Here is a 20,246-nt window from a genome sequence, read left to right on the forward strand (position 1 = left end):
CGACTCGGTGTGTCAGGCCTATTGAGGGGCCGCTCCGCGCCCCAGCGGGGATAAATCCCCTCGCCACAAATGCAGTGATCCACCCAGAGCATCAAGACCCGATTCACCCGTTATCCGAGATTCAACAAGAACAATTTTTCAGGAGAATCATCATGGGCGAAGTCGTCCTGGCTGCGAAAATCTGCCACGTTCCCTCGATGTACCTGTCGGAGCTGCCGGGCAAACACCACGGCTGCCGCGCAGCGGCCATTGCCGGCCATAAGGAAATCGGTCGCCGCGCCCGTGAACTGGGCGCCGACACCGCCGTGGTGTTTGACGTGCACTGGCTGGTCAACAGCGCCTACCACGTCAACAGTGGCACGCACTTCAAAGGCATCTACACCAGCAACGAGTTGCCGCACTTCATCAAGAACATGGAGTACGAATACTCCGGCGCTCCGGAACTGGGCGAATTGATCGCCGCCGAGGCCAATGCCGCCGACGTGCGCACCCTGGCCCACAACATCCCGAGCCTGGAGCTGGAATACGGCACGCTGGTGCCCATGCGCTACATGCACATGGATGTTCCGCAAGACCAGAAATTCGACGTGGTGTCGGTTGCCGCCTGGTGCGCCTGGCACCGTCTGCAAGACAGCTTCACCTTCGGTGCCGCCGTGCGCCGGGCCATCGAAAAAAGTGATCGCAAGGTGCTGGTGCTGGCTTCCGGCTCGCTGTCGCACCGCTTTTCCGATGATCGCAATGCCGAAGCCAACATCCACAACTGGACGCGCGAGTTCGACAAACAGGTCGACCTGCATGTCGTGGAGCTGTGGCGCCAGGGTCGCTGGAAAGAGTTCTGCGCCATGCTGCCCGATTACGCCGAGCACTGTTTCGGTGAGGGCAAGATGCATGACACCGCCATGCTTCTGGGGCTGCTCGGTGGGCCGGACTATGCCAAACCCGCCGAAATCATCACCGAACCTTTCGGCAGTTCCGGTACGGGCCAGATCAACGCCATTTTTCCAGTTTGAGCCACAGCGGCAGCCGACCACCCTCGACTTGCCGCTTGAAGCTTGCCACTCACAGCTGCCGACGCAGGAGGCCTCCATGCCCCACTTCATTGCCGAATACACCGACAACATCGAACAACAAGCCGATCTGCCCGGTCTGTTTGAAAAGGTTCACACCCTGCTGGGTGACAGCGGTGTGTTTCCCCTGGGTGGTATCCGCAGCCGTGGTGTGCGCCTGGATACCTGGCGCATGGCCGACGGCAAGCACGACTATGCCTTCGTCCACATGACCTTGAAGGTCGGCCATGGCCGTGACCTGGCTACCCGCCAGAAAGTGGCGCAAAAGCTCTTTGAAGTGATCACGGCGCACTTCGCCGAACTCCAGGCCCAGCGCTTGCTGGCGCTGTCGTTCGAGATGATCGAGCTGCACGAACAGCTCAACTTCAAGGCCAACAACGTTCACGCCTTCCTCAACGCCCAGGCCCATTAAACCCGCCTGCCCGTTCGCCCTTCGGCCTCTCTGACAAAAAGTACAAAATCATGAGCACAGCCAATACCGCCGACACTGCCGGCACAATCGCCCACGACCGCACCCATGCCACCGTCACCTGGCGACTGATGCCATTGCTGTTGGTCTGCTACCTTTTCGCCCACCTGGACCGCATCAACATTGGCTTTGCCAAGATGCAGATGAGCGCCGACCTGCAGTTTAGCGACACGGTCTATGGCTTCGGCGCGGGCCTGTTCTTCATCGCCTACGCGCTGTTCGGCGTGCCAAGCAACATCGCCCTGGACCGGGTCGGCCCGCGCCGCTGGATCGCCACGCTGATGGTGGTCTGGGGGGCTTTGTCCACCGGCATGTTCCTGATCGAAAGCGCCGCCGGGTTCTACGTGTTGCGCTTTCTGCTGGGGGTGGCCGAAGCCGGGTTCTTCCCGGGCATTCTGGTCTTTCTCAACCGTTGGTACCCGGCACGACGCCGCGCCCAGGTGACCGCGCTGTTTGCCATTGCCGTGCCGATGGCCGGCGTGATTGGCGGGCCCTTGTCGGGCGGCATCCTTGAACACTTCCATGACTTCGGTGGCCTGCGCGGCTGGCAGTGGATGTTCGTCATCGAAGGGCTGCCGGTGATTCTGCTCGGCCTGGTGGTGCTCAAGTGCCTGCCGGACAGTTTCGAGACGGTCAACTGGCTGACACCGCAAGCCAAACAGCAACTGCGCGCGCAACTGAGCGTCGAAGAACAACGCAAATCCATCACCTCGTTCTCGGCGATTCTCAACAACCCGCAGGTCTGGTTGCTGGTGGCGGTGTATTTCGCCGTGATGCTGGCGGTGAACACCCTGGCTTTCTGGATGCCCACGTTGATTCACGGCGCCGGAATCGGCAGCGACGGTCAGGTTGGATTGCTCAGCGCCGTGCCGTATCTGGCCGGCTGCTTTTTCATGATCGGCTGCGGCCGTTCGTCAGACCGCCATCGCGAACGGCGCTGGCACCTCTGCGTACCGCTGCTGATGGCGGCGGCAGGCATTGCCATCGCCGGTCTCTCACCCACCAGCCCAACCCTGGTACTGGGTGGCCTGATCATCGCGGGTATGGGTGCCAGTGCAGCGTTGCCGATGTTCTGGCAACTGCCGCCGGCCTTCCTGTCCAACAGCACCCAGGCCGCCGGCATCGCACTGATCAGCTCCTTCGGCAGCATTGCCTCATTCCTGGCGCCCTATCTGATCGGCTGGATGCGCGACACCACCCAGAGCGCCAGCCTGGCCCTTTATGTGCTGGCGCTGCTCATCGCCGTGGGGGGCCTGCTGGTGCTTCGCACCCAGGCCGCCATCGTCAACCCTCAATAAGAGATGCTCTTCATGCTCGATCAAAACCTCATCCAGCAGGCCGCCGCCCGCCTCGACCACGCAGAACGTTCGCGCGAACAGGTGCGGCAGTTTTCCCTCGACCATCCGTATATCACCCTGGACGACGCTTACGCCATCCAGCGCGCCTGGGTTGCGCAAAAGATCAAGGACGGCCGCAAGCTGGTCGGCCACAAGATCGGCCTGACCTCCCGGGCCATGCAGGTCTCGTCGAACATCACTGAGCCGGACTATGGTGCCCTGCTCGATGACATGTTCTTCGACGAGGGCACCGACATCCCGTTCGAGCGTTTCATCGTGCCCCGGGTAGAAGTGGAACTGGCGTTCATCCTCGGCAAGCCGTTGAAAGGCCCGAACGTGACGGTATTCGACGTGCTGGACGCCACCGAATGGGTGATCCCGGCACTGGAAATCATTGATGCCCGCATCCAGCAGATCGATCCACAAAGCAAGGCCACCCGCAAAGTCTTCGACACCATCTCCGACAATGCCGCCAACGCCGGCGTGGTCATGGGCGGGCGCGCGGTGCGCCCCACTGAAATCGACCTGCGCAAGGTGCCTGCGGTGCTCTACCGCAACGGCGTGATCGAAGAATCCGGCGTCTCGGCGGCGGTGCTCAATCATCCGGCCAAAGGCGTGGCCTGGCTGGCGAACAAACTGGCGGCCTACGACGTCACCCTGCAGCCGGGACAAATCATTCTAGGTGGCTCCTTCACCCGTCCCGTGGCGGCCAACCCGGGGGATACCTTCCATGTCGACTACGACATGCTCGGTTCCATCGCTTGCCGTTTCGTCTGATCGGAGACTGACTCATGGACATGCCCATCAATACCTTCAAGCAACGGCTGCGCAGCGGTGAGGCGCAGATTGGCCTGTGGCTGGGCCTGGCCGACGCCTACTGTGCGGAACTGGCGGCCAACGCCGGCTTCGACTGGTTGCTGATCGACGGCGAACACGCGCCCAATGATGTGCGCGGGATGCTCGGCCAGCTCCAGGCCGTGGCCCCCTACCCCAGCCAACCGGTGATCCGCCCGGTGGTCGGCGACACCGCATTGATCAAACAGGTGCTCGACATCGGTGTGCAAACCTTGCTGGTGCCGATGGTCGAAAGCGCCGGCCAGGCTCGCGAACTGGTGCGCGCCATTCACTACCCGCCTCAAGGCGTCCGAGGCGTCGGCAGTGCGCTGGCCCGTGCATCACGCTGGAACAGTATTGCCGGTTACCTCGATAAGGCCGACGAACAGATGTGCCTGCTGGTGCAGATCGAAAGCCGCGAGGGCCTGGCCAACCTGGATGCCATCGCCGCAGTGGAAGGTGTTGACGGGGTCTTCATAGGTCCGGCGGATCTGAGCGCGTCCATGGGTTTTCGTGGCAATCCCGGGCATCCGACCGTGCAAGCCGCCATCGAGGACGCCATCGCCCGCATCCGCCAGGCCGGCAAAGCGGCCGGGATTCTCAGCGCCGATGAAAAGCTCGCCCGGCGTTATATCGAGCTGGGCGCTGGGTTTGTCGCGGTGGGGGTGGATACAACCGTGTTGATGCGCGGTTTGCAAAGCCTTGCGGCGACGTTCAAAGACACACCAAAACCTGCGGCTAGCGGTGTGTACTGATAGCAACACAAACCTCTGTGGCGAGGGGGCCTGTGGGAGCAAAGCTTGCTCGCGAAACCGGCACCTCGGTTTCTGAGAGACCGCAGTGCCTTCATCGCGGGCAAGCCTTGCTCCCACAGAAGTTAACCAACCCGGGATCTCAACGCCTGATCGCTTTCAGGTCATTGAGCAACTCCAGTAACGTCTGCAACTTCTGCTCCCCCAACTTGCCCTGCAAACGCTGGTAATTCTCTTCCATGCTCTGGCTCATCGAATCGAAGCTCGCCTGCCCCTGCGGCGCCAGGCGCACCAGCACCCGCCGCTGATCCTGTTCGGCCTTGCGCCGTTCCACCATGCCCGCCGCTTCCATGCGCGTCAGCACGCCGGTCATGCTCGGTTTGAGAATGCAGGCCAGTTCAGCGAGGCGATTGATCTCCAGCTCGTCGTGCTGGCTGAGGATACGGATGACTCGCCATTGCTGTTCGGTCAAACCGTGCTGGTTGAGGGAGGGACGGAAAAAACCCATGGCCGCTTCACGGGCCTGTAGAAGGGTGAGGGTCAAGGATTGGCGCGGTTTGGGCATAGGTGTGTTCGCGAGGAAATTTAGTTAATGAGTTAACTAAATCTTAACAGCTTCGGCGCCAAGTTACCTTGGGGCGAAGGGATTTCTCTCCTCGCCACAAGGCTGAGTGTCGCGCTTGAACCCCTGTAACAACTCAAGCGCCTTTGATGACGCCTTTGAGCACGGCCTTGAAATGCTCCACCTGTTGCTCGCTGAACTGGCCGAATACCTTGTCCTGCTGCTCCTTGGCAATTGCCCAGAGTCCTTCGGTTTCGTCCACGCCCTTGACGGTCAGACGCACTCGCTCGCCCTCATCGGTGACCAGGCCCTTGCGCTTGAGGTTAGCCACGGCCTCTTCGATCTCACGCGCCGGCATCGCCACTTCCCGTTGCAGGTCGCACAGGTTCAGCCCTGCATCGTTTTCCAGCACCATCAACATCCGTGCTTCGCTGGTGCGCAGCCCGGTGGACAGCTGGCGCGGCTGGTAACTGGCCTGATAGGCCCGCAGCGCCTGGGTCATCAGGTAATACAGATTGTGGCTCAAACGGCCCTGGAAGTGACTGCTGGGGGACTGTCCCTCCTCCCGTTTGGTCATGCGGGTGTGGGGCAAGATCATCGAGTAGGCGCCCTGGTGATAGAGCAACGGTGAGCGGCCGTAATCATCAAACGCCACGACTTTACCGATCATGATCCAGTGATCACCGCCATCGACCTGTTGGAATTTTTCACAGTGAAAACGCGCCGAGCAATCGACAAACACCGGAGCACCTCCCTCCCCGGCCTCGAACTGGATCTCGGCGAACCGATCCTCCTTGGGCCGAGCGAAGTTGTTCGACAGGTCGATCTGATCGGCGGCCAGCACGTTCACCGCAAAATGGCTGGCGGCCTCGAACACACCGTGACTGCTGGAGCGCTTGTCGATGCTCCAGAGAATCAGCGGCGGATCCAGGGACACCGAGTTGAAACTGTTGGCCGTCACACCGACCTTGCGACCATCTTCGGCGGCCGCGGTGACCACGGTCACGCCAGTGGCAAAGTTACCCAGGGCCCGGCGAAACGCACGGGTGTCGAAAGCGCTATCGCACACATCAGACATACAAGACTCCCGGCCGCCTCAGTCGACGGCCTCAATTGTTTTTATATGAGCCAGGCTCAGCGAGCAGGCGGTCAAACCATGGTGGGGTCGGGCTCCAGGCCCATCAGTTCACGGCCCAGAATCTGCGCGCAGACGTCGTAGTCGGTGTAGGCGTGAGCACCGGTCAAATGGGCATCGCGGAACAGTCGTTGCAGTTCATTGGTCTCGAACCAGGCGCCACCCCCGGCTGCCTCCATCAGGCGATCCACTGCCTGAATGCACATTTTGGTGGCGTACCCCTGGTTGGTCCGCCAGAACGCCAGGGTTTCGCGGCTGGGGTATTGGTGGCGCTCACTGTGCTCGGCATGCTCTTGCCAGGTTTTCTCCAGAAACGCCCGGGCCGCCGCCACCTGATGAGTGGACTCGGCCAGGCGCATCAGCGCTGGAGTGGCGGCGCCGACCGCCGCGCCGGTGTAGGCGCGCACGCGGGTTCGGGTTTTCTCGCGAAAAACCTCCAGCATGCGTTCCGCCACACCCAGGCTCACGGTGGAGAAACCGCTGGCGAAATACGGGCGATACGGCGAGTAGAAAATCTTGCTGTCGGGGTACAGGCCAAACCCGGCGGATTTGCCTTCCATCATGTCCTTGGCTTTCTGAATCCGGTGTTCCGGCACAAACGCGTTGTCGATGATCAAGGTCTTGCTGCCACTGCCGCGCATGCCTACCGCGTACCAGTCATCGCGGATTTCATAATCGCTGCGAGGCAGCACCGCGAAGCAATAGTCCTGGGTTCCTTCGGCATTTTTGCGGCGAAATCCCACGATCGCCCACTCGGCATGGTCACAGCCGCTGCTCCAGCCCATTTCGCCGCTGAACATCACACCGCCCTCGACCTCCTCGGTGCGACCGAAAGGTGCAATGCTGCTACTGGCAGTCGCATCGGGATCGTCACCCCAGACTTCTTCCTGGGTTTTGGCCGGGAACATTGCCAATTGATGGCTGTGGGTGCACAACAGGCTCATGGCCCAGGCGGTGCTGGCGCAGGAGCCGGCCAGCAACGCGATGCAGTCGGCGAACTGCGGTAGCGATATTTCCATGCCGCCGTACTTTTTCGGCTGGAAAGCCCGGTGCATGCCGATACCTTTGAGCAAGGCTATATTTTCGACAGGAACGCTACGGTCCTTCTCTGCCTGGAAGGCATTGGCGGCAATGACCGGCAGGATAGGCTTGAGGTCTTCGAGCAACGGATTTGGCTTTTTCATGGACGGGCTCTTTTATTATTGGCATCTGCCGATCCCGCCTTTGCCCGGCAACCCGGTGGTGCAGGAATGGCGGAATCAGTGATTAAGGCCCGTTCAGTATGGGTAATCCGGGGCAACTGAAAAATGCACCTTCCAGACCCAAGATTGTACTTTCCACGGTGCGACCTTCACTGCCATGGCGCGCTCGATCAAATCCGCCGGCACGGATGATCAAGACAGGCGCCAGCACCAGGGCTCTTAATAGGGCCATCGCGTGCAGTGTCTTGCGAAGGCGCTTGTCACGGCGTTTCTTTTCACTTTGTCAGGTTGCGTCATGATCAATATCGAAACGCCCACCTATTACACCGCCACCAAGAAATACAACCTCAGTTTCCCAACCCTGGAACAGGACGTGGAAGCCGACGTCGTGGTGATTGGCGGCGGTTTCTCCGGCATCAATACCGCGCTGGAACTCGCTGAAAAAGGCATTACCAATATCGTGGTGCTGGAGGCGCGTTACCTGGGGTTCGGCGGCACCGGGCGCAATGGCGGGCAGATCATGGCCGGCATCGGCCATGACCTGGAAAAAATCAAGAAGGATGTGGGAGAAGACGGGCTGCGGCAGGTCTTCGAGATCAGCGATCTGGGCGCGGACATCATCAAGGACCGCATCGCCAAGTACGACATCGATGCCGACTTCTGCCATGGCTACGGCTACATGGGCTTCAACGCTCGCCAGGAAAAAACCCTGCGGGCCTGGGAAAAAGACTTCAAGTCGATCAACAGCAAGCATGAGATCCGCTTTCTCGGCGGTTCCGACGTGCAGCAAATCATCGGGTCCAAGGCCTACAGCAGTGCATTGCTGCACATGGGCGGCGGGCACGTGCATTCGCTGAACCTGTTGCTGGGCGAAGCCAAGGCACTGGTCAGCCACGGCGTGCGGATTTTCGAGAACAGTCCGGCCCTGGAAGTCAGCTACGGCGAGCGCATCACCGTGCGCACCGGGCGTGGCTCGGTCAAGGCCAGCAAGCTGTTGTGGGCCTGCGACAGCTTCCTCAACAAACTGGAGCCGGAGCTGCATCGCTCGACCATCAATACCTATGCCTTCCAGATGATGACCGAGCCATTGTCGGAGGAGCTGATCCAGCGCATCAGCCCGATTCGCGGCGCCTACAGCGATATTCGCCCGGTGATCGACTACTACCGCGTCACCAATGAAAACCGCCTGCTGTTCGGTGCGGCGACGCCGTTGATAGAACACATCCCCCAGGACCTCAAGGCCTGGAATCGGCGCCTGATGCTGAAGATTTTCCCGTACCTCAAGGACGTGAAGATCGACCTGGCCTGGGGCGGCCCGATGGCGTGCAGCCCGAACCTGTTTCCGCAGATCGGCACCCTGCCCGGCCGCAGCAATGCGTTTTTCGTCCAGGGCTATTCAGGCTTTGGCGTCACCCCCAGCCACATCATCTGCAAGGTGCTGGCCGAAGGCATGAGCGAAGGCTCGGCGCGCTACGACCTGGTCAGCTCCGTCAGGCGTCCGACCATCATCGGCAAGGACGCCATCCGTCCACTACTGCTGACCGCCGGCAAGTCCTGGCACCAGCTGTCGGGTTACTGGAATGGCCGTCGCTGATGGCCATGATGCCAGTCAGTTAGGCGCTCCCACAGATCCCAGCGCCTTCACGGACCGGTACTAGACATACATACCCGCTGTTTTTTTCACTCATCAGGAGTCACTGCCATGCCCCTTATCAACCTCAAGAAAGACATCCAGCTGTCCGACCTGGACGCCTGGGGCACCGTCGCCGATCTCGGTTCGCAGATTCTCGAAGGCGAAGTCAAAGCCTTCGGCAAAATGACCTTCGGCGCCCCCACCGATGCGGTCAGCAGCGCCTACTTCGGCACGACCAAGGGCAAGTTCCGAATGGTTTATCCGTTCGCCGAACAGGCCACCGTGGTCACTGGCGAAGTGGTGCTGACCGATGAAGCCAGCGGCCAGAGCACCCGCTACAAGGCCGGCGACAGCTGGTTCGTGACCAAAGGTACGCCGGTATTGTGGGAAGTGGTCAGCGAAAGTTTTGTCAAACACTACTTCGCGGTAGTCTGACCGGACCCGGCTGCCGGATTCACCGGCAGCCCTCTTGGCGGAGGTTGCGAGCATGTACGTCATCCCCTCCCAGGACATCGCCGGCCATTGCCTGCACGCGTTCACCCAGCTCGTCCCCGCCAGTCGAGCAGCCTTCTATTGCGTCGACCGACAGTTGCAAGCCCATGACTTCAGCCTGCATGGCATGAGCGGCGAGATGCATCGCGACTATCTGGACAATTATCGCCAGTTCGACCCGTTGCAGCCGCGCAACTACGTTTCCAGCGACCTGGCCGTGGTGCCTCTTGGCCTGGCCATGGCCCGCCAGCCAATCCGTGACAGCCATCGCTACCGCCATTTTTTACAGCGCTACGACGTGGTGGATGTGGTGGAAGTCTTCGCCCATCGGGGCAGTCGGCCTCAAGCGGCTATTTCCTTGTTGCGCACCGCCGAGCAAGGCGTCTTCACCAGCGAGCAACTGACGCAGCTCGCAGCGCTGCAAGCGTTACTGCAACTGGCCGTCGCCAACCTGCCGCCGCAGGACGACTCGCTCAGTAGCCTGACCCCCAAGGAACGCCAGATAGCGTTGCTGCTGCGCCAGGGCGTCAGTAACAAAGAGTTGGCCCGAGAGCTGGACGTCGGCCTGCCCACGGTCAAGACGCATCTGATCAACCTGTTTCGCAAGACCGGCGTGAGCAATCGAACCGAGCTGGTCAGCAGCCTGTTCCTCTAAGCCATTGCCTGTGCCGGTTCAACCATTCGGTTGATGGGCCAGCCCCGCGCAAGGCGCCATGATCCGGGTGGTTATCTCATCCAACCGGAGTCTTGCAATGACCACACCTACAGACTGGATCACCGTCGGCGCCCTGGCCGACGGCTTTGCCCCTGAAGCGTTCATCCTGCCGAACCTGGCCGACCTGAACGGTAAGACCTTCACGCTGAATTTCGCCAATGGCTGGCAGATCGAACACCGTTTCGAACAGCAAACCCTGTCATGGAACGCAGCCGATGGTCATTCCAGCGGCACCGCGCCTTATCGGGCCACGTCGGTGCGGCCAGGCCTCTACCTGGTGGATTTCGTCAAGCACGAAGGCGCACAAGCCTGGTCGGTCAGCCTGGTACTTGATACCGCTCACGCGGCGTTCACCGCAGTGATCGGCAGCATGCCCGGGCAAGAACAAACTCGCGAAGGTCTGTACAGCCGCGCGCTGGTCGGCCAGCCACTGACGGGCGTGAAAGTGGAGTTCCTTCACGGCAGTCTCGACCGCCCCTGGCAGCAGGGCCTGTGCCCACATGCACCGACCACCGAACTGGTGGGCCTGCGCAACCTGTATCGCTACAGCCCCAGCGAAGTCTACGAACACATCTATCTCAACGACCGGTTCTATTCCTGGCAGTGCCTCAAGGGTGTCGAACAGGGCCTGTGCGATACCGACCGGTGTGACACCTACAAGATCGCCGATCAGTTGTACCTGTTCGTCTGGCGGGAAAAGATCATCCCGACCCTGGGCCTGGTGCTGATCGACATGCAGCAGCACCGCAGCGACGGCAAGATTTTCGGTTATGCCGGCGCGTCTTTCGATGAGTTTTCCAATTTCCCCGTCAGTTCCTACTGCCAGGTTCTCAACCGGACGGAATATCCCGATGCCTGAATTGCGCACCATCGTGATCACGGGCGCGGGCACTGGCATCGGTGCCGCCTGCGCCCGGTTGTATGCCGCTGACGGCGCCAACCTGGTGCTGATCGGCCGACGCCGCGAACCTCTGGCGCAACTGGCCGAGGAAATAGGCGGCCTGTTGCTGGTGGGCGATGCCGCGTGCCCGACGACCTGGGACGGCTTCGTCGCACAGATCCGCGAGCGTTATGGCCGGCTCGATGTGCTGCTGGCCTGCGCTGGCGGCATGGGCCTGGGCAGCGCCACCCAGACCAGCCCGCAGACCTGGGAAGCGGCCATGCGCAGCAATCTCGACAGCGCCTTCTACAGCGCCCGGGCGTGCCTGCCGCTGCTGCAGGAAAGCGCTGGCAACATTGTGCTGATCGCATCCATCGCGTCGTTGGCGGCAGGCCCGCAAGTTTGCGGCTATACCACCGCCAAGCACGCGCTGCTGGGGCTGAACCGCTCCCTGGCGCGCGATTACGGCCCGCGCGGGGTGCGGGTCAACGCCGTCTGCCCGGGCTGGGTGCGCACGCCGATGGCTGATGAGGAAATGCAGGTCTTGATGCAGTTTCACGGCGAAACGCTGCAGCAGGCCTACGACAGGGTCTGCGCGGACGTGCCATTGCGCAGGCCCGCCAGCGCACAGGAAATTGCCCATGTGTGTCGCTTCCTGGCCTCGGATCAAGCCTCGATCATCACTGGCGCGGCATTGGTGGCCGACGGTGGCTCCAGCATCGTAGACGTACCAACCCTGGCCTTCAGCCGGATGGAGGCCACCGATGCCTGATGACCTGGATTTCAGCGCAAAAACGGTGCTGGTCACGGGCGGTGCCCAGGGTATAGGCCGGGCCATCGTCGAAGCCTTCGCCTGGCGTAGGGGCCGTGTGGTGATCGCTGACCTGGACCTGGCACAGGCCGAGGTGGTGGCGAGCGAGTTGACCGCTGCAGGTTGTCAGGTGCAGGCCGTGGGCGTGGACCTGGCCGATGCAACGGCGATCAGTACGCTGATGGCTGATCTGGAGCAGCGTCTGGGGAGGCTGGATGTTCTGGTGCACAACGCCGGGTACTTTCCCCTGACACCCTTTGCCGGGATCACACCAGCGATGCTTGAGCGCACGCTGGCAGTCAACCTTTCGGCGCTGTTCTGGCTGACTCAGGGAGCATTGCCGATGTTCCGTCGGCAGGGCCAGGGCTGCGTGCTGGTGACCTCCTCGGTCACCGGCCCGCGGGTGGCTTATCCAGGGCTCAGTCACTATGCGGCGTCCAAGGCCGGAGTCAACGGGTTCATCCGCAATGCGGCACTGGAACTGGCGAGTGAGCATATCCGGGTCAACGGCGTCGAACCCGGGATGATCGCGACACCGGCCATGGCGAACCTGGGAGATGATGCGGTCAATCAAGACATCGCCCGTCGGGTACCGCTGGGACGCCTGGGCACCCCGTCCGACATCGCCGGCGCCATGCTCTTTCTGGCATCGGACCTGGCCGCGTATGTGACCGGACAAACCCTGGTGGTGGACGGCGGCTCGACCTTGCCCGAGGTTTGAGCGTGTGGGAGCGGTGCGTCGGCTGGCGATGATGTCGACGCAGCCGTCATCACCGGCAGCCCTGCTCCCACAGCCCCCATCCACTGTGGGAGCGAGCCTGCTCGCGATAGCCGTGGGTCAGCTTGAGCCGACCCTGAATGCGCCCACCACTCAAACCACCCCCTGTACCTGTTGCAGATGGCTGGCACGAAATTCCTTGGGCGATAGCTCGAACTGTTTCTTGAACGAACGGCTGAAATGGGCCGAATCGGTGAAGCCCCATTTGTAGGCGATCGAAGTGATGGATTCGTCCCGCAGGAACGGATTGGTCAGGTCATCGGCGCTGCGCTTGAGCCGGGCCCGCTGGATGTAGCGGCAGACGCTGTCATCCTGTTCTTCGAATAAACGGTACAGGTGGCGCACCGAAATGTTCAGACGACTGGCCAGGCCCACCGGGCTCAAGCCGGGCTGGGCCAGGGACTCGTCGATGACTTTCTGCACATAACTGCGCAAGTGACTGCCTTGCAACGCAACGCCGTCATCCTCCGATCCGGTGCCCTGCTCCAGGGCCGAACCGAGCAGCGAAACAAACGCATTCTGCAAGGCTTCGCCTTCTCCTGTGGCGCCCTCACCGTCGGGAGTGTCCTTGCACAGCTGATCCATCAAGACGTGCAACATGCGCCCACAAGCCTTGCGCGAGGAGATCTTGCCGAAGGTCCGGGTTTCCCCGCCCAGTTTCCTGGACACATCCTGGCGGGACAGAGACAACACCGCGTGTTCAATCAGGCCGAACGGGCTGATCTCGAGCGAGCCCACCGAATCCATCAATAGCAGTTCGCCGGGCGCCAGCTGGATGCTCAGGCCGTTCTGAGTAATGCGTGAATATCCACTGCGCTGACTGACCAGGAAGCAATCCTGGTCGTCATCGTGGTCGGGATTGGGCGAGTGACGCTTGATACAGCCAGCGTTGGTACGCAAGTTGGCGAGGGAAAGACCGCCACGGAAGAAATTCGACACCTCACCGATAAACAGCGCGCGATTAAAGGCCAGTTCCGTCTCGAAATGGCCGCAAGTCGCGCGCAGATCCCGGTTCCAGGTCTCCAGCCCGTCTTGCCCAACCTGATGCATGCTCATGGCGCTCTCCGCAGTGGCTTATTGTTTTTGTACGGCAATAGTTAACATGTTATCTATATGCACGCAACAAGTACCTGATCGCCAGAGCAGTAGCACAATTGATGCCAGGGCAAAGCCCACAAATCAGAGTGTTCCCAGCACCCTTTGCAAGCCGCTCAAGACCGCCCACAAGGCAATCCGTTGCTCGCGGCTCAAAGCAATGTAGCGCCGAAAGGCCGGCATCCGATTCACCACCTCACTGCCGCCCATGTGCTCCAGCCGCACGCACCACTGGTGGTCTTGCAGATCGATGCGCAGGCGTTTGAAGTCTAGCGGCATGAGGGCTTGGTACAGCGCCGGATCGCCCTCTATCGCCGTCTTCAAACGAGCCGACAGCTGATTGTCCCCTTCCTTGAGCCGACAACGAATACCCTGGCGACGCACGGCCCCGCCATGGTGCAGTTCCACGCGTGCCGTGCCCTCTCTCGACGCAGGCACGCGCAGCACGAACTCGGTCATCACCAGGTGCATCAACAACTGCGACTCGGTGCGCTCGACGATCTCCACCTGCAAGCAACCATCATCGGTGACGGCCATCGCCGTCACCGGGCCGGACATCTCGAATCGCGCCAGCCCGAGGTTGCGCCGCAAGTGTTCCAGCGTCACCCCGGGACGATAACCGACCGGGGCGCGGTGGGCACTGAACAGCTCAGACAGTCTTCGCAGCACGTTCGTCAAACTCGCTGACAGGTTGCCCTGGCTCATGGGAAAACTCCTTGGCCAGCACGTCTTCCACCGACGCGGGCTTGAATGGATTGACCTTCTGCACCACCAGGGTCCAGAACAAGGCGTAGGCCGCAGTGCCACCGAGCATCACCGCGAATGGAACGTAAATGTCTGCCGGATTCATGCCTGGTGGAGTGATGAACCACATGCCGATGACGATGCCGACACTGGACAGGATCTGAGGCAGCGGGAAAAACGGTGAGCGATAGGCCCGTGGCAGATCCGGACGACGGATCCGCAGGCTGATCACCGACACGGTCACCAACAGGTAGGCAAAACTCCAGGCACACACTGCAGCCAGCACCAGATGCATGATGTTGTCGGTATTGCCGCCGAGCCACAACGCGTGCAGACAGGGAATCAGCATCGCCACAAGGATGCACAGCACGGGGGTCTTGAAACGCGGGTGCAGATAGGTGAAAAACCGCGGCAGCGCACCATCCACCGCCATGCCATACAGAATCCGCGGCACACCGGCCATCAGGGTGTTGATGGTCGCCGCTCCGGCAAACAGGAAGCCGATCCCCAGCCACATCGGACCGATATCGCCCATGACCTGCTCGGCGAATCGCGGAATCGCCATGGGCGTGTCCAGCAAGTGCACGCCGCTGGAGGCATCGAGCAGTACGTTTTCGACCTGGCGCTTCATCGCCGCGCCATAAATGAACATGCATGTGGCAACGCCGAACAACCCCAGCATCATGGCCCGCGGCATGGTCGTGGCCGAGCGCCGCAGGTCCGGCGCCAGTGGCGTGACGAACTCGCAACCGACAAACATGAACATGGCCATGCCCACCAGCGACAGCACCGTCACCAGATCGGTGCCCACCACGGATGCGCCAAACCACCCCTCCAGCTCCACCGCCGGAGCGGCGATCAAGCCCAATACGCCGAACACCATCAGGGTCGTCCACATGCCGAACGTGAGGATGATCTCGGCCCGGCCGAAGGCGCTGACACCAAACGCGTTCAGCACGCCGAAGACCACGACGAACCCCACGCCCAACAGCCAGGAGCCACCCGCCGATTCGGCCAGGGTGTTGAGGTGCTCGAAATTCACCAGGGCCATGACCCCGGCCAGGATCGTTTCCGCAGTCCCGGCGAACACATGGACAATCAGGTAGGCCGACAGCGTACCGGTGATTGCAAAAAAGCGTCCCATGCCACAGTTGATGTAGTCGTAGACCGAGCCGGTGGTGGGCAGGATCGAGGCGGCTTCGGCGAAGGTGGTCGCCTGGGCCAGCATCATGACCACGGCGATCAACATCGCCACGGCAAAGGCGCTGCCGCCAATACCGAAGCCCATGGTGGCGGTGAGAATCACCGGGCTTGCCATGATCAGGCCAATGGTGCTGGCCAACGCGGTGGGAAAGCCCACCGTACCCCGGTTCAAGTGCTCGGTGAGCCTGTCATTGATCGACATCGTGAAGATCCTCGAAAGCGGATTTTTAGTATGGATGCCACTGCCGTCCAGGAGCCGGCGCTCAAGCCTTCCCCAGCCAGTCCCTGATCGAAACGGCGTCGCGTGCAGGATCACTGTGCGCCGCCCTCGGCCCGAGCGTCTTGCCCGTGTCTGCCGCCGGTTTTGTTGCTGCCTGCCAGCGCTCGCGCCTTGGCGGGCTGGATCAATTATCTGGCAGGCAGGTAAAAGACTTCCCTGCCCCGGTCTCCCCTTAATGGGCGCTCTGATGTCCTATCACACTGGGGAAAACACCATGGAGCACACCCGCAATACACCTTTGCTGCGCAACGCCATCGGCCTTGGAATCGCCCTGCTGGTGGCTGATTCGTCGGCCCAGGCCTATGAGCTTTACACCGACGACGACACCACGGTTACCGGCAACTTCCTGGCGGTCTACGGGATGTTCAATAGTCGCAAGAACTATGACGGCACCCGCGGCGGCTCAAGTTGGCGTGAGGGTTTTATCAAGTATGGCCTGAGTATCGACCAGACACTCGGCGCCATGGGCAGCGTCTACGGGACGGCCAATCTGGTCAGCTCCGGCACCTGGGGCGACGGCGATGCCGCGGGCCTGAGCGACGGATCCGAACGCACCACCAAGTTCGATGAAGCGTTTGCCGGCTGGCGTTCAGGGGATCTGTTCCCGGCGCTGGGCAAGGACGGCGTCGACCTGTCCTACGGTCGCCAGGTCATTACCCTCGGCGATGGCTTCATCATCAATGACGACGGTCTGAATCTGGGCAAAGGCGTGGCCGACGGTGAGTTCAACCGCGGCGGCGCCTATTACCTGGCGGCCCGTCATGCCTTCGACAAGACCGCCGTGCTGCGCCTGGGCGGCCAGGAAGGCGTACACGGCAGCCTGATGTGGATCAAGTCCGACAACCGCGCCCAGGCCAATACCGAAATGGCCGCCGGTACCCTGCAATACAGCGCAGCACCAGGCACACTGGGGCTGACCTACATCCATGGCATCGACGTCGATGATCGCTACGCCAGCGAGTTCCAGAAGCAGCGCGAAGGCATGGACATCTACAGCCTGCGGGGCGCGGGGAATGCCGGCATCGACAATGCCCACTTTGCCTTCGAATATGCCTGGCAGGACAAGGACGCGGGCCCGGAGAAAGCCTGGTACACCGAAGCCGGCTACACCTTCGCTGAGCTGCCCTGGACCCCGGACCTGACCTATCGCTACAGCCGCTACTCCAAGGACTGGGACTCGATGTTCAACGGCACGAGTCGCGGCTATGGCACCTGGTTCCAGGGCGAAGTCACCGGCAACTATTCCGGGCCGTTCAACAGCAACACCGCTGTCCAGCACCTGGGGCTCAAGCTCAAGCCAACAGAGGCAGTGACTATCGGCGCGCTATTCTTCGACTACAAGACCCTGCACACCCGCGACACGCTGAATCTCGATGGACGGGAGCTGGACCTGTATGTGGAATGGGCCGTGAACGAACACCTGATCGTCACGCCACTGGTGGGTCTGTACAAGCCGGAAAAGGACGCGAGCAACGGCGGCAATCAAGTGAGTGGCAACGGCACCAATGTCTACAGCCAACTGGTGGTAGCGGTTCCATTCTGAAGCAACCGGGAGCTGCCCCGAAGGCAGCTCCCGGGCGGATTATTGTTTGTGCTGATGCAACATGGTCTGGATCTGATGAGTCGCCTGGCGAGTGCTTTCTGCCAGTTTGCGCACCTCATCGGCCACCACGGAAAAACCGCGTCCGACCTCGCCCGCCCTGGCCGCTTCAATGGCGGCGTTCAAGGCCAGCAGATTGGTCTGCTCGGCGATGCCCTTGATCACCCCCACCACGGTGGCAATCTGGGCGTAGGTCACCTGGTTCTGCTCCAGCATGCGCTGGTGGGTGGATTGGGCCGAGCGTTCATCGCTGATATCGCGCACCGCACCGATGACCCGAACCAGGCGTGCGTGCGAATCCCGTAACGCGCGACCACGCTCGCGACACCAGATGTAATCCCCGCTTTTATGGCGCATCCGGTATTCGAATACGTACTCGCCGCTGCCCTGGGAGCCAAGGATTTCCCGCTCGAAAATCGCCATGATCTTTGGCAGGTCGTCAGGGTGGGTGATGCTGACCTGGGCATCCCAGCCATCGGGTAACTCATCGGCGGTGTAGCCCAGCAGCGAGCGGAACTGACCGGAAAAACGCATGGCGCTGGCGGGGTGCTGCAGATCGCCATTGACCACCGTGATGTCCCAGCAGCCTTCGGTCAGGGTCGATTGCAGCAGCTCCCAGATGTGCGCTTGCTGCTGGAGTTGCTGCAACTGCTGGCGGTGTTCATCCAGGCGTGCTTCAAGCCGATGCTCGCGCTCCAGGGCCTGTTCCAACTGCTGGCGAGTCACCTCAAGTTCATGCTCACGTTGCCGGCCTCGCGCGCTCTGCTCGCTCACCTGTGCCTGGGCATTGTGCAGGTCTTCGCTTGCCTGCGTCATCTGCCGTGCGTGTTGCTCAAGACAGTCCCGCAGTGACGGATACACCTCCAGCATCGGGGCGTCGCCGCCCTCTCCGGCCAATGCGCGTTGTATTTGCGCGATCAACGCCAGCTTCTGTTTGTTGGTCTGGAGAAACATCGCCCGCCCCTTTGCCCGTCAGTCGAAACACTGATCTGAACGCAAACCGGTCGCGCTGGCTTGTACATGGCTGCAATGGCTTTTGCTCCTGGCTGCCAGCCCCTCCCGGAAACTGGCAGCCACAGACATACCCCGCGGCAGGCACAGTCAAGCCGCATCGGCCCCCAGGGATTAACCTCCAGACTTTCCCTTGCCCGCGATCAGGAAACCCTCATGAGCGATATTGCCCTGCTGCCTCAGGTCGAAGCTTTTCTCGCCCGACACCACGCGCTGTTCATCGACGGTCGTTATGTCCAAAGCCAAAGCGCGCAGACGCTGGACGTCGTCAACCCCGCCACCGGCCAGGTCATCGCACAGGTCAGCGAAGCCTCGCCAGGCGATATCGATGCGGCGGTGGAGTCGGCGCGGCGCGGATTCAAACAGTGGTCTGCGGCGGCACCGGCCGTGCGCGGTCACGTGCTGCTCAAGCTGGCGGACCTACTGGAGCGCCATCGCGAAGAACTGGCGCAGATCGAAACCTGCCAGTCGGGCAAGATCATCCAGATATCCCGCGCTTTCGAGGTCGACCAGGCCGCGCATTTTTTGCGTTATTACGCCGGCTGGGCCACCAAGATCAGCGGCCAGACCATCACCCCGTCGCTGCCCTCCTTCGCCGGTGAACGCTACACCGCGTTCACGCTGCGCGAACCGGTGGGCGTGGTGGTCGGCATCGTGCCGTGGAACTTCTCCACCATGATTGCCATCTGGAAACTCGCCTCGGCACTGGTGACCGGCTGCAGCATCATCATCAAACCCAGCGAGTTCACGCCGCTGACCATCCTGCGCATCGCCGAACTGGCCATGGACGCGGGCCTGCCACCGGGTGCCCTCAACGTGGTGACCGGCGGTGGTCAAGTAGGCAAAGGGTTGATCGAGCACCCTGGCACAAACAAGGTTTCGTTCACCGGTTCCGTGCCAACCGGCCTCGCCGTCGGCCAGAGCGCCATGGGCGCCGGGCTGACCCGTGCCACACTGGAACTGGGCGGCAAGAATGCGGCGGGTTTTCTGCCGGACGTGGCGGCGGACGTGGCGGTCAACGGCATCATCGAAGCGGGTTTTCTGCACTCAGGGCAAATCTGCGCGGCGGCCGAGCGGTTCTTTGTCCATCGTTCGCAGCTTGAACCGATCATGGACAAACTGGCCCAGCGCCTGAGCAAACTCAATATCGGCTCGCCCCTGGACGAAGCCACCGAGTTCGGCCCGGTCACCAACCGCCAGCATCAGCGCAAACTCGGCGAGTTCTTTGCCAAAGCCCGGGCACAAGACAACACCATCATTCACGGCGGCAAGTTGATCGACGGACCGGGCTGTTATGTCGAGCCGACCATCATCCTTGCCAACAGTCGCAGCGATACCTTGCTTCACGAAGAGACCTTCGGCCCGATCGCCACGTTCTTGCCTTACGACAGTGAAGAAGAGCTGCTGGAGCTGATGAACGACACGCCGTTCGGCCTGAGTGCCAGCCTCTGGACCAATGACCTGGGCAAGGCCCTGCGCATGGTGCCCGCCATCGAAGCCGGCACCGTATGGGTGAACATGCACACCCTGCTCGACCCGGCCGTGCCCTTTGGCGGCAGCAAGTCTTCGGGGATGGGCCGGGAGTTCGGCAGCGCCTTCATCGACGACTACACGGAACTCAAGTCCGTGATGATTCGCTACTGAGC

The 20,246-nt window shown here is 61.5% G+C and carries 20 protein-coding genes; 13 read left to right on the plus strand and 7 right to left on the minus strand.

Translation table 11 applies throughout. The features are described 5' to 3' along the window. Window positions 1-152 precede the first annotated feature (152 nt). The 5 genes from hpaD (at window position 153) to hpaI (ending at window position 4,462) form a co-directional block, all read left to right on the plus strand. Complete coding sequence (hpaD, locus tag BW979_RS19015; protein WP_076385123.1) at window positions 153-1,010, plus strand: 3,4-dihydroxyphenylacetate 2,3-dioxygenase; 858 nt, start codon at window positions 153-155, stop codon at window positions 1,008-1,010. Window positions 1,011-1,086: 76 nt separating this feature from the next. After that, entirely contained in the window at window positions 1,087-1,479 is a 393-nt protein-coding gene (locus BW979_RS19020) for a 5-carboxymethyl-2-hydroxymuconate Delta-isomerase (protein WP_047229904.1), read from the plus strand. 50 nt (window positions 1,480-1,529) lie between these two features. After that, a complete protein-coding gene (locus BW979_RS19025) occupies window positions 1,530-2,834 on the plus strand; it encodes an MFS transporter (protein ID WP_047229905.1) in 1,305 nt (434 codons plus the stop codon). A 12-nt stretch (window positions 2,835-2,846) separates the two neighbouring features. Continuing rightward, the gene (hpaH, locus tag BW979_RS19030; protein WP_076385125.1) at window positions 2,847-3,650 is read left to right on the plus strand and encodes a 2-oxo-hept-4-ene-1,7-dioate hydratase; all 804 of its coding nucleotides are present in this window, start codon (window positions 2,847-2,849) and stop codon (window positions 3,648-3,650) included. A gap of 14 nt (window positions 3,651-3,664) precedes the next feature. After that, entirely contained in the window at window positions 3,665-4,462 is a 798-nt protein-coding gene (gene hpaI / locus BW979_RS19035) for a 4-hydroxy-2-oxoheptanedioate aldolase (protein ID WP_076385127.1), read from the plus strand. A 139-nt stretch (window positions 4,463-4,601) separates the two neighbouring features. Here hpaI and hpaR read toward each other — a convergent pair whose 3' ends face one another. From hpaR to BW979_RS19050, 3 genes are all read right to left on the minus strand, one after another. Further along, window positions 4,602-5,024 (minus strand): homoprotocatechuate degradation operon regulator HpaR, encoded by a 423-nt coding sequence (gene hpaR, locus BW979_RS19040; RefSeq protein ID WP_047229908.1) that lies wholly within the window; start codon window positions 5,022-5,024, stop codon window positions 4,602-4,604. 133 nt (window positions 5,025-5,157) lie between these two features. Then, window positions 5,158-6,099, minus strand: coding sequence for a p-hydroxyphenylacetate 3-hydroxylase reductase component (locus BW979_RS19045; RefSeq protein ID WP_047229909.1), 942 nt, complete (start codon window positions 6,097-6,099; stop codon window positions 5,158-5,160). 71 nt (window positions 6,100-6,170) lie between these two features. Next, complete coding sequence (locus BW979_RS19050; RefSeq protein WP_047229910.1) at window positions 6,171-7,340, minus strand: p-hydroxyphenylacetate 3-hydroxylase oxygenase component; 1,170 nt, start codon at window positions 7,338-7,340, stop codon at window positions 6,171-6,173. Window positions 7,341-7,653: 313 nt separating this feature from the next. On the opposite strand from BW979_RS19050, the gene BW979_RS19055 reads away from it, so the two are divergent. The 6 genes from BW979_RS19055 to BW979_RS19080 all read left to right on the plus strand — a co-directional run bounded on the left by BW979_RS19055 (window position 7,654) and on the right by BW979_RS19080 (window position 12,610). Then, a complete protein-coding gene (locus BW979_RS19055) occupies window positions 7,654-8,952 on the plus strand; it encodes an NAD(P)/FAD-dependent oxidoreductase (RefSeq protein WP_047229911.1) in 1,299 nt (432 codons plus the stop codon). 108 nt (window positions 8,953-9,060) lie between these two features. Further along, a complete protein-coding gene (locus tag BW979_RS19060; RefSeq protein ID WP_047229912.1) occupies window positions 9,061-9,426 on the plus strand; it encodes a cupin domain-containing protein in 366 nt (121 codons plus the stop codon). A 52-nt stretch (window positions 9,427-9,478) separates the two neighbouring features. After that, window positions 9,479-10,138, plus strand: coding sequence for a helix-turn-helix transcriptional regulator (locus BW979_RS19065; RefSeq protein WP_047229913.1), 660 nt, complete (start codon window positions 9,479-9,481; stop codon window positions 10,136-10,138). Window positions 10,139-10,235: 97 nt separating this feature from the next. Beyond that, complete coding sequence (locus BW979_RS19070; RefSeq protein ID WP_047229914.1) at window positions 10,236-11,057, plus strand: molybdenum cofactor biosynthesis F family protein; 822 nt, start codon at window positions 10,236-10,238, stop codon at window positions 11,055-11,057. After that, complete coding sequence (locus BW979_RS19075) at window positions 11,050-11,850, plus strand: SDR family NAD(P)-dependent oxidoreductase (RefSeq protein ID WP_076385129.1); 801 nt, start codon at window positions 11,050-11,052, stop codon at window positions 11,848-11,850. Before BW979_RS19070 ends, BW979_RS19075 begins: the two co-directional genes overlap by 8 nt. Then, complete coding sequence (locus tag BW979_RS19080; RefSeq protein ID WP_076385131.1) at window positions 11,843-12,610, plus strand: SDR family oxidoreductase; 768 nt, start codon at window positions 11,843-11,845, stop codon at window positions 12,608-12,610. Before BW979_RS19075 ends, BW979_RS19080 begins: the two co-directional genes overlap by 8 nt. Window positions 12,611-12,760: 150 nt before the next feature. On the opposite strand, the gene feaR is transcribed toward BW979_RS19080, so the two are convergent. The 3 genes from feaR to BW979_RS19095 form a co-directional block, all read right to left on the minus strand. Further along, window positions 12,761-13,723, minus strand: a complete 963-nt coding sequence (gene feaR, locus BW979_RS19085; RefSeq protein ID WP_076385133.1) for a transcriptional regulator FeaR — start codon at window positions 13,721-13,723, stop codon at window positions 12,761-12,763. Window positions 13,724-13,846: 123 nt separating this feature from the next. Then, window positions 13,847-14,467: a DUF3156 family protein gene (locus BW979_RS19090; RefSeq protein ID WP_076385135.1), complete on the minus strand. Its 621-nt coding sequence runs from the start codon at window positions 14,465-14,467 to the stop codon at window positions 13,847-13,849. Continuing rightward, the gene (locus BW979_RS19095; RefSeq protein ID WP_076385137.1) at window positions 14,412-15,911 is read right to left on the minus strand and encodes an APC family permease; all 1,500 of its coding nucleotides are present in this window, start codon (window positions 15,909-15,911) and stop codon (window positions 14,412-14,414) included. The genes BW979_RS19090 and BW979_RS19095 overlap by 56 nt, the downstream gene beginning before the upstream one ends. A gap of 292 nt (window positions 15,912-16,203) precedes the next feature. Between BW979_RS19095 and BW979_RS19100 the strand changes: the two genes are divergently transcribed. After that, window positions 16,204-17,532 carry an alginate export family protein gene (locus BW979_RS19100; protein ID WP_076386686.1) on the plus strand — a complete coding sequence of 443 codons (1,329 nt, stop codon included), beginning with the start codon at window positions 16,204-16,206 and terminating at the stop codon, window positions 17,530-17,532. A 39-nt stretch (window positions 17,533-17,571) separates the two neighbouring features. Here BW979_RS19100 and BW979_RS27970 read toward each other — a convergent pair whose 3' ends face one another. Next, a complete protein-coding gene (locus tag BW979_RS27970) occupies window positions 17,572-18,543 on the minus strand; it encodes a methyl-accepting chemotaxis protein (protein WP_076385139.1) in 972 nt (323 codons plus the stop codon). A gap of 213 nt (window positions 18,544-18,756) precedes the next feature. Here BW979_RS27970 and BW979_RS19110 point away from each other — a divergent pair, with 213 nt between their 5' ends. Beyond that, complete coding sequence (locus tag BW979_RS19110) at window positions 18,757-20,244, plus strand: aldehyde dehydrogenase family protein (protein WP_047229921.1); 1,488 nt, start codon at window positions 18,757-18,759, stop codon at window positions 20,242-20,244. The last annotated feature ends 2 nt before the right edge of the window (window positions 20,245-20,246 follow it).

Origin of the sequence: Pseudomonas sp. A214 (assembly GCF_900156295.1) — a bacterium.
In the GTDB taxonomy this organism is placed as follows: domain Bacteria; phylum Pseudomonadota; class Gammaproteobacteria; order Pseudomonadales; family Pseudomonadaceae; genus Aquipseudomonas; species Aquipseudomonas rhizophila.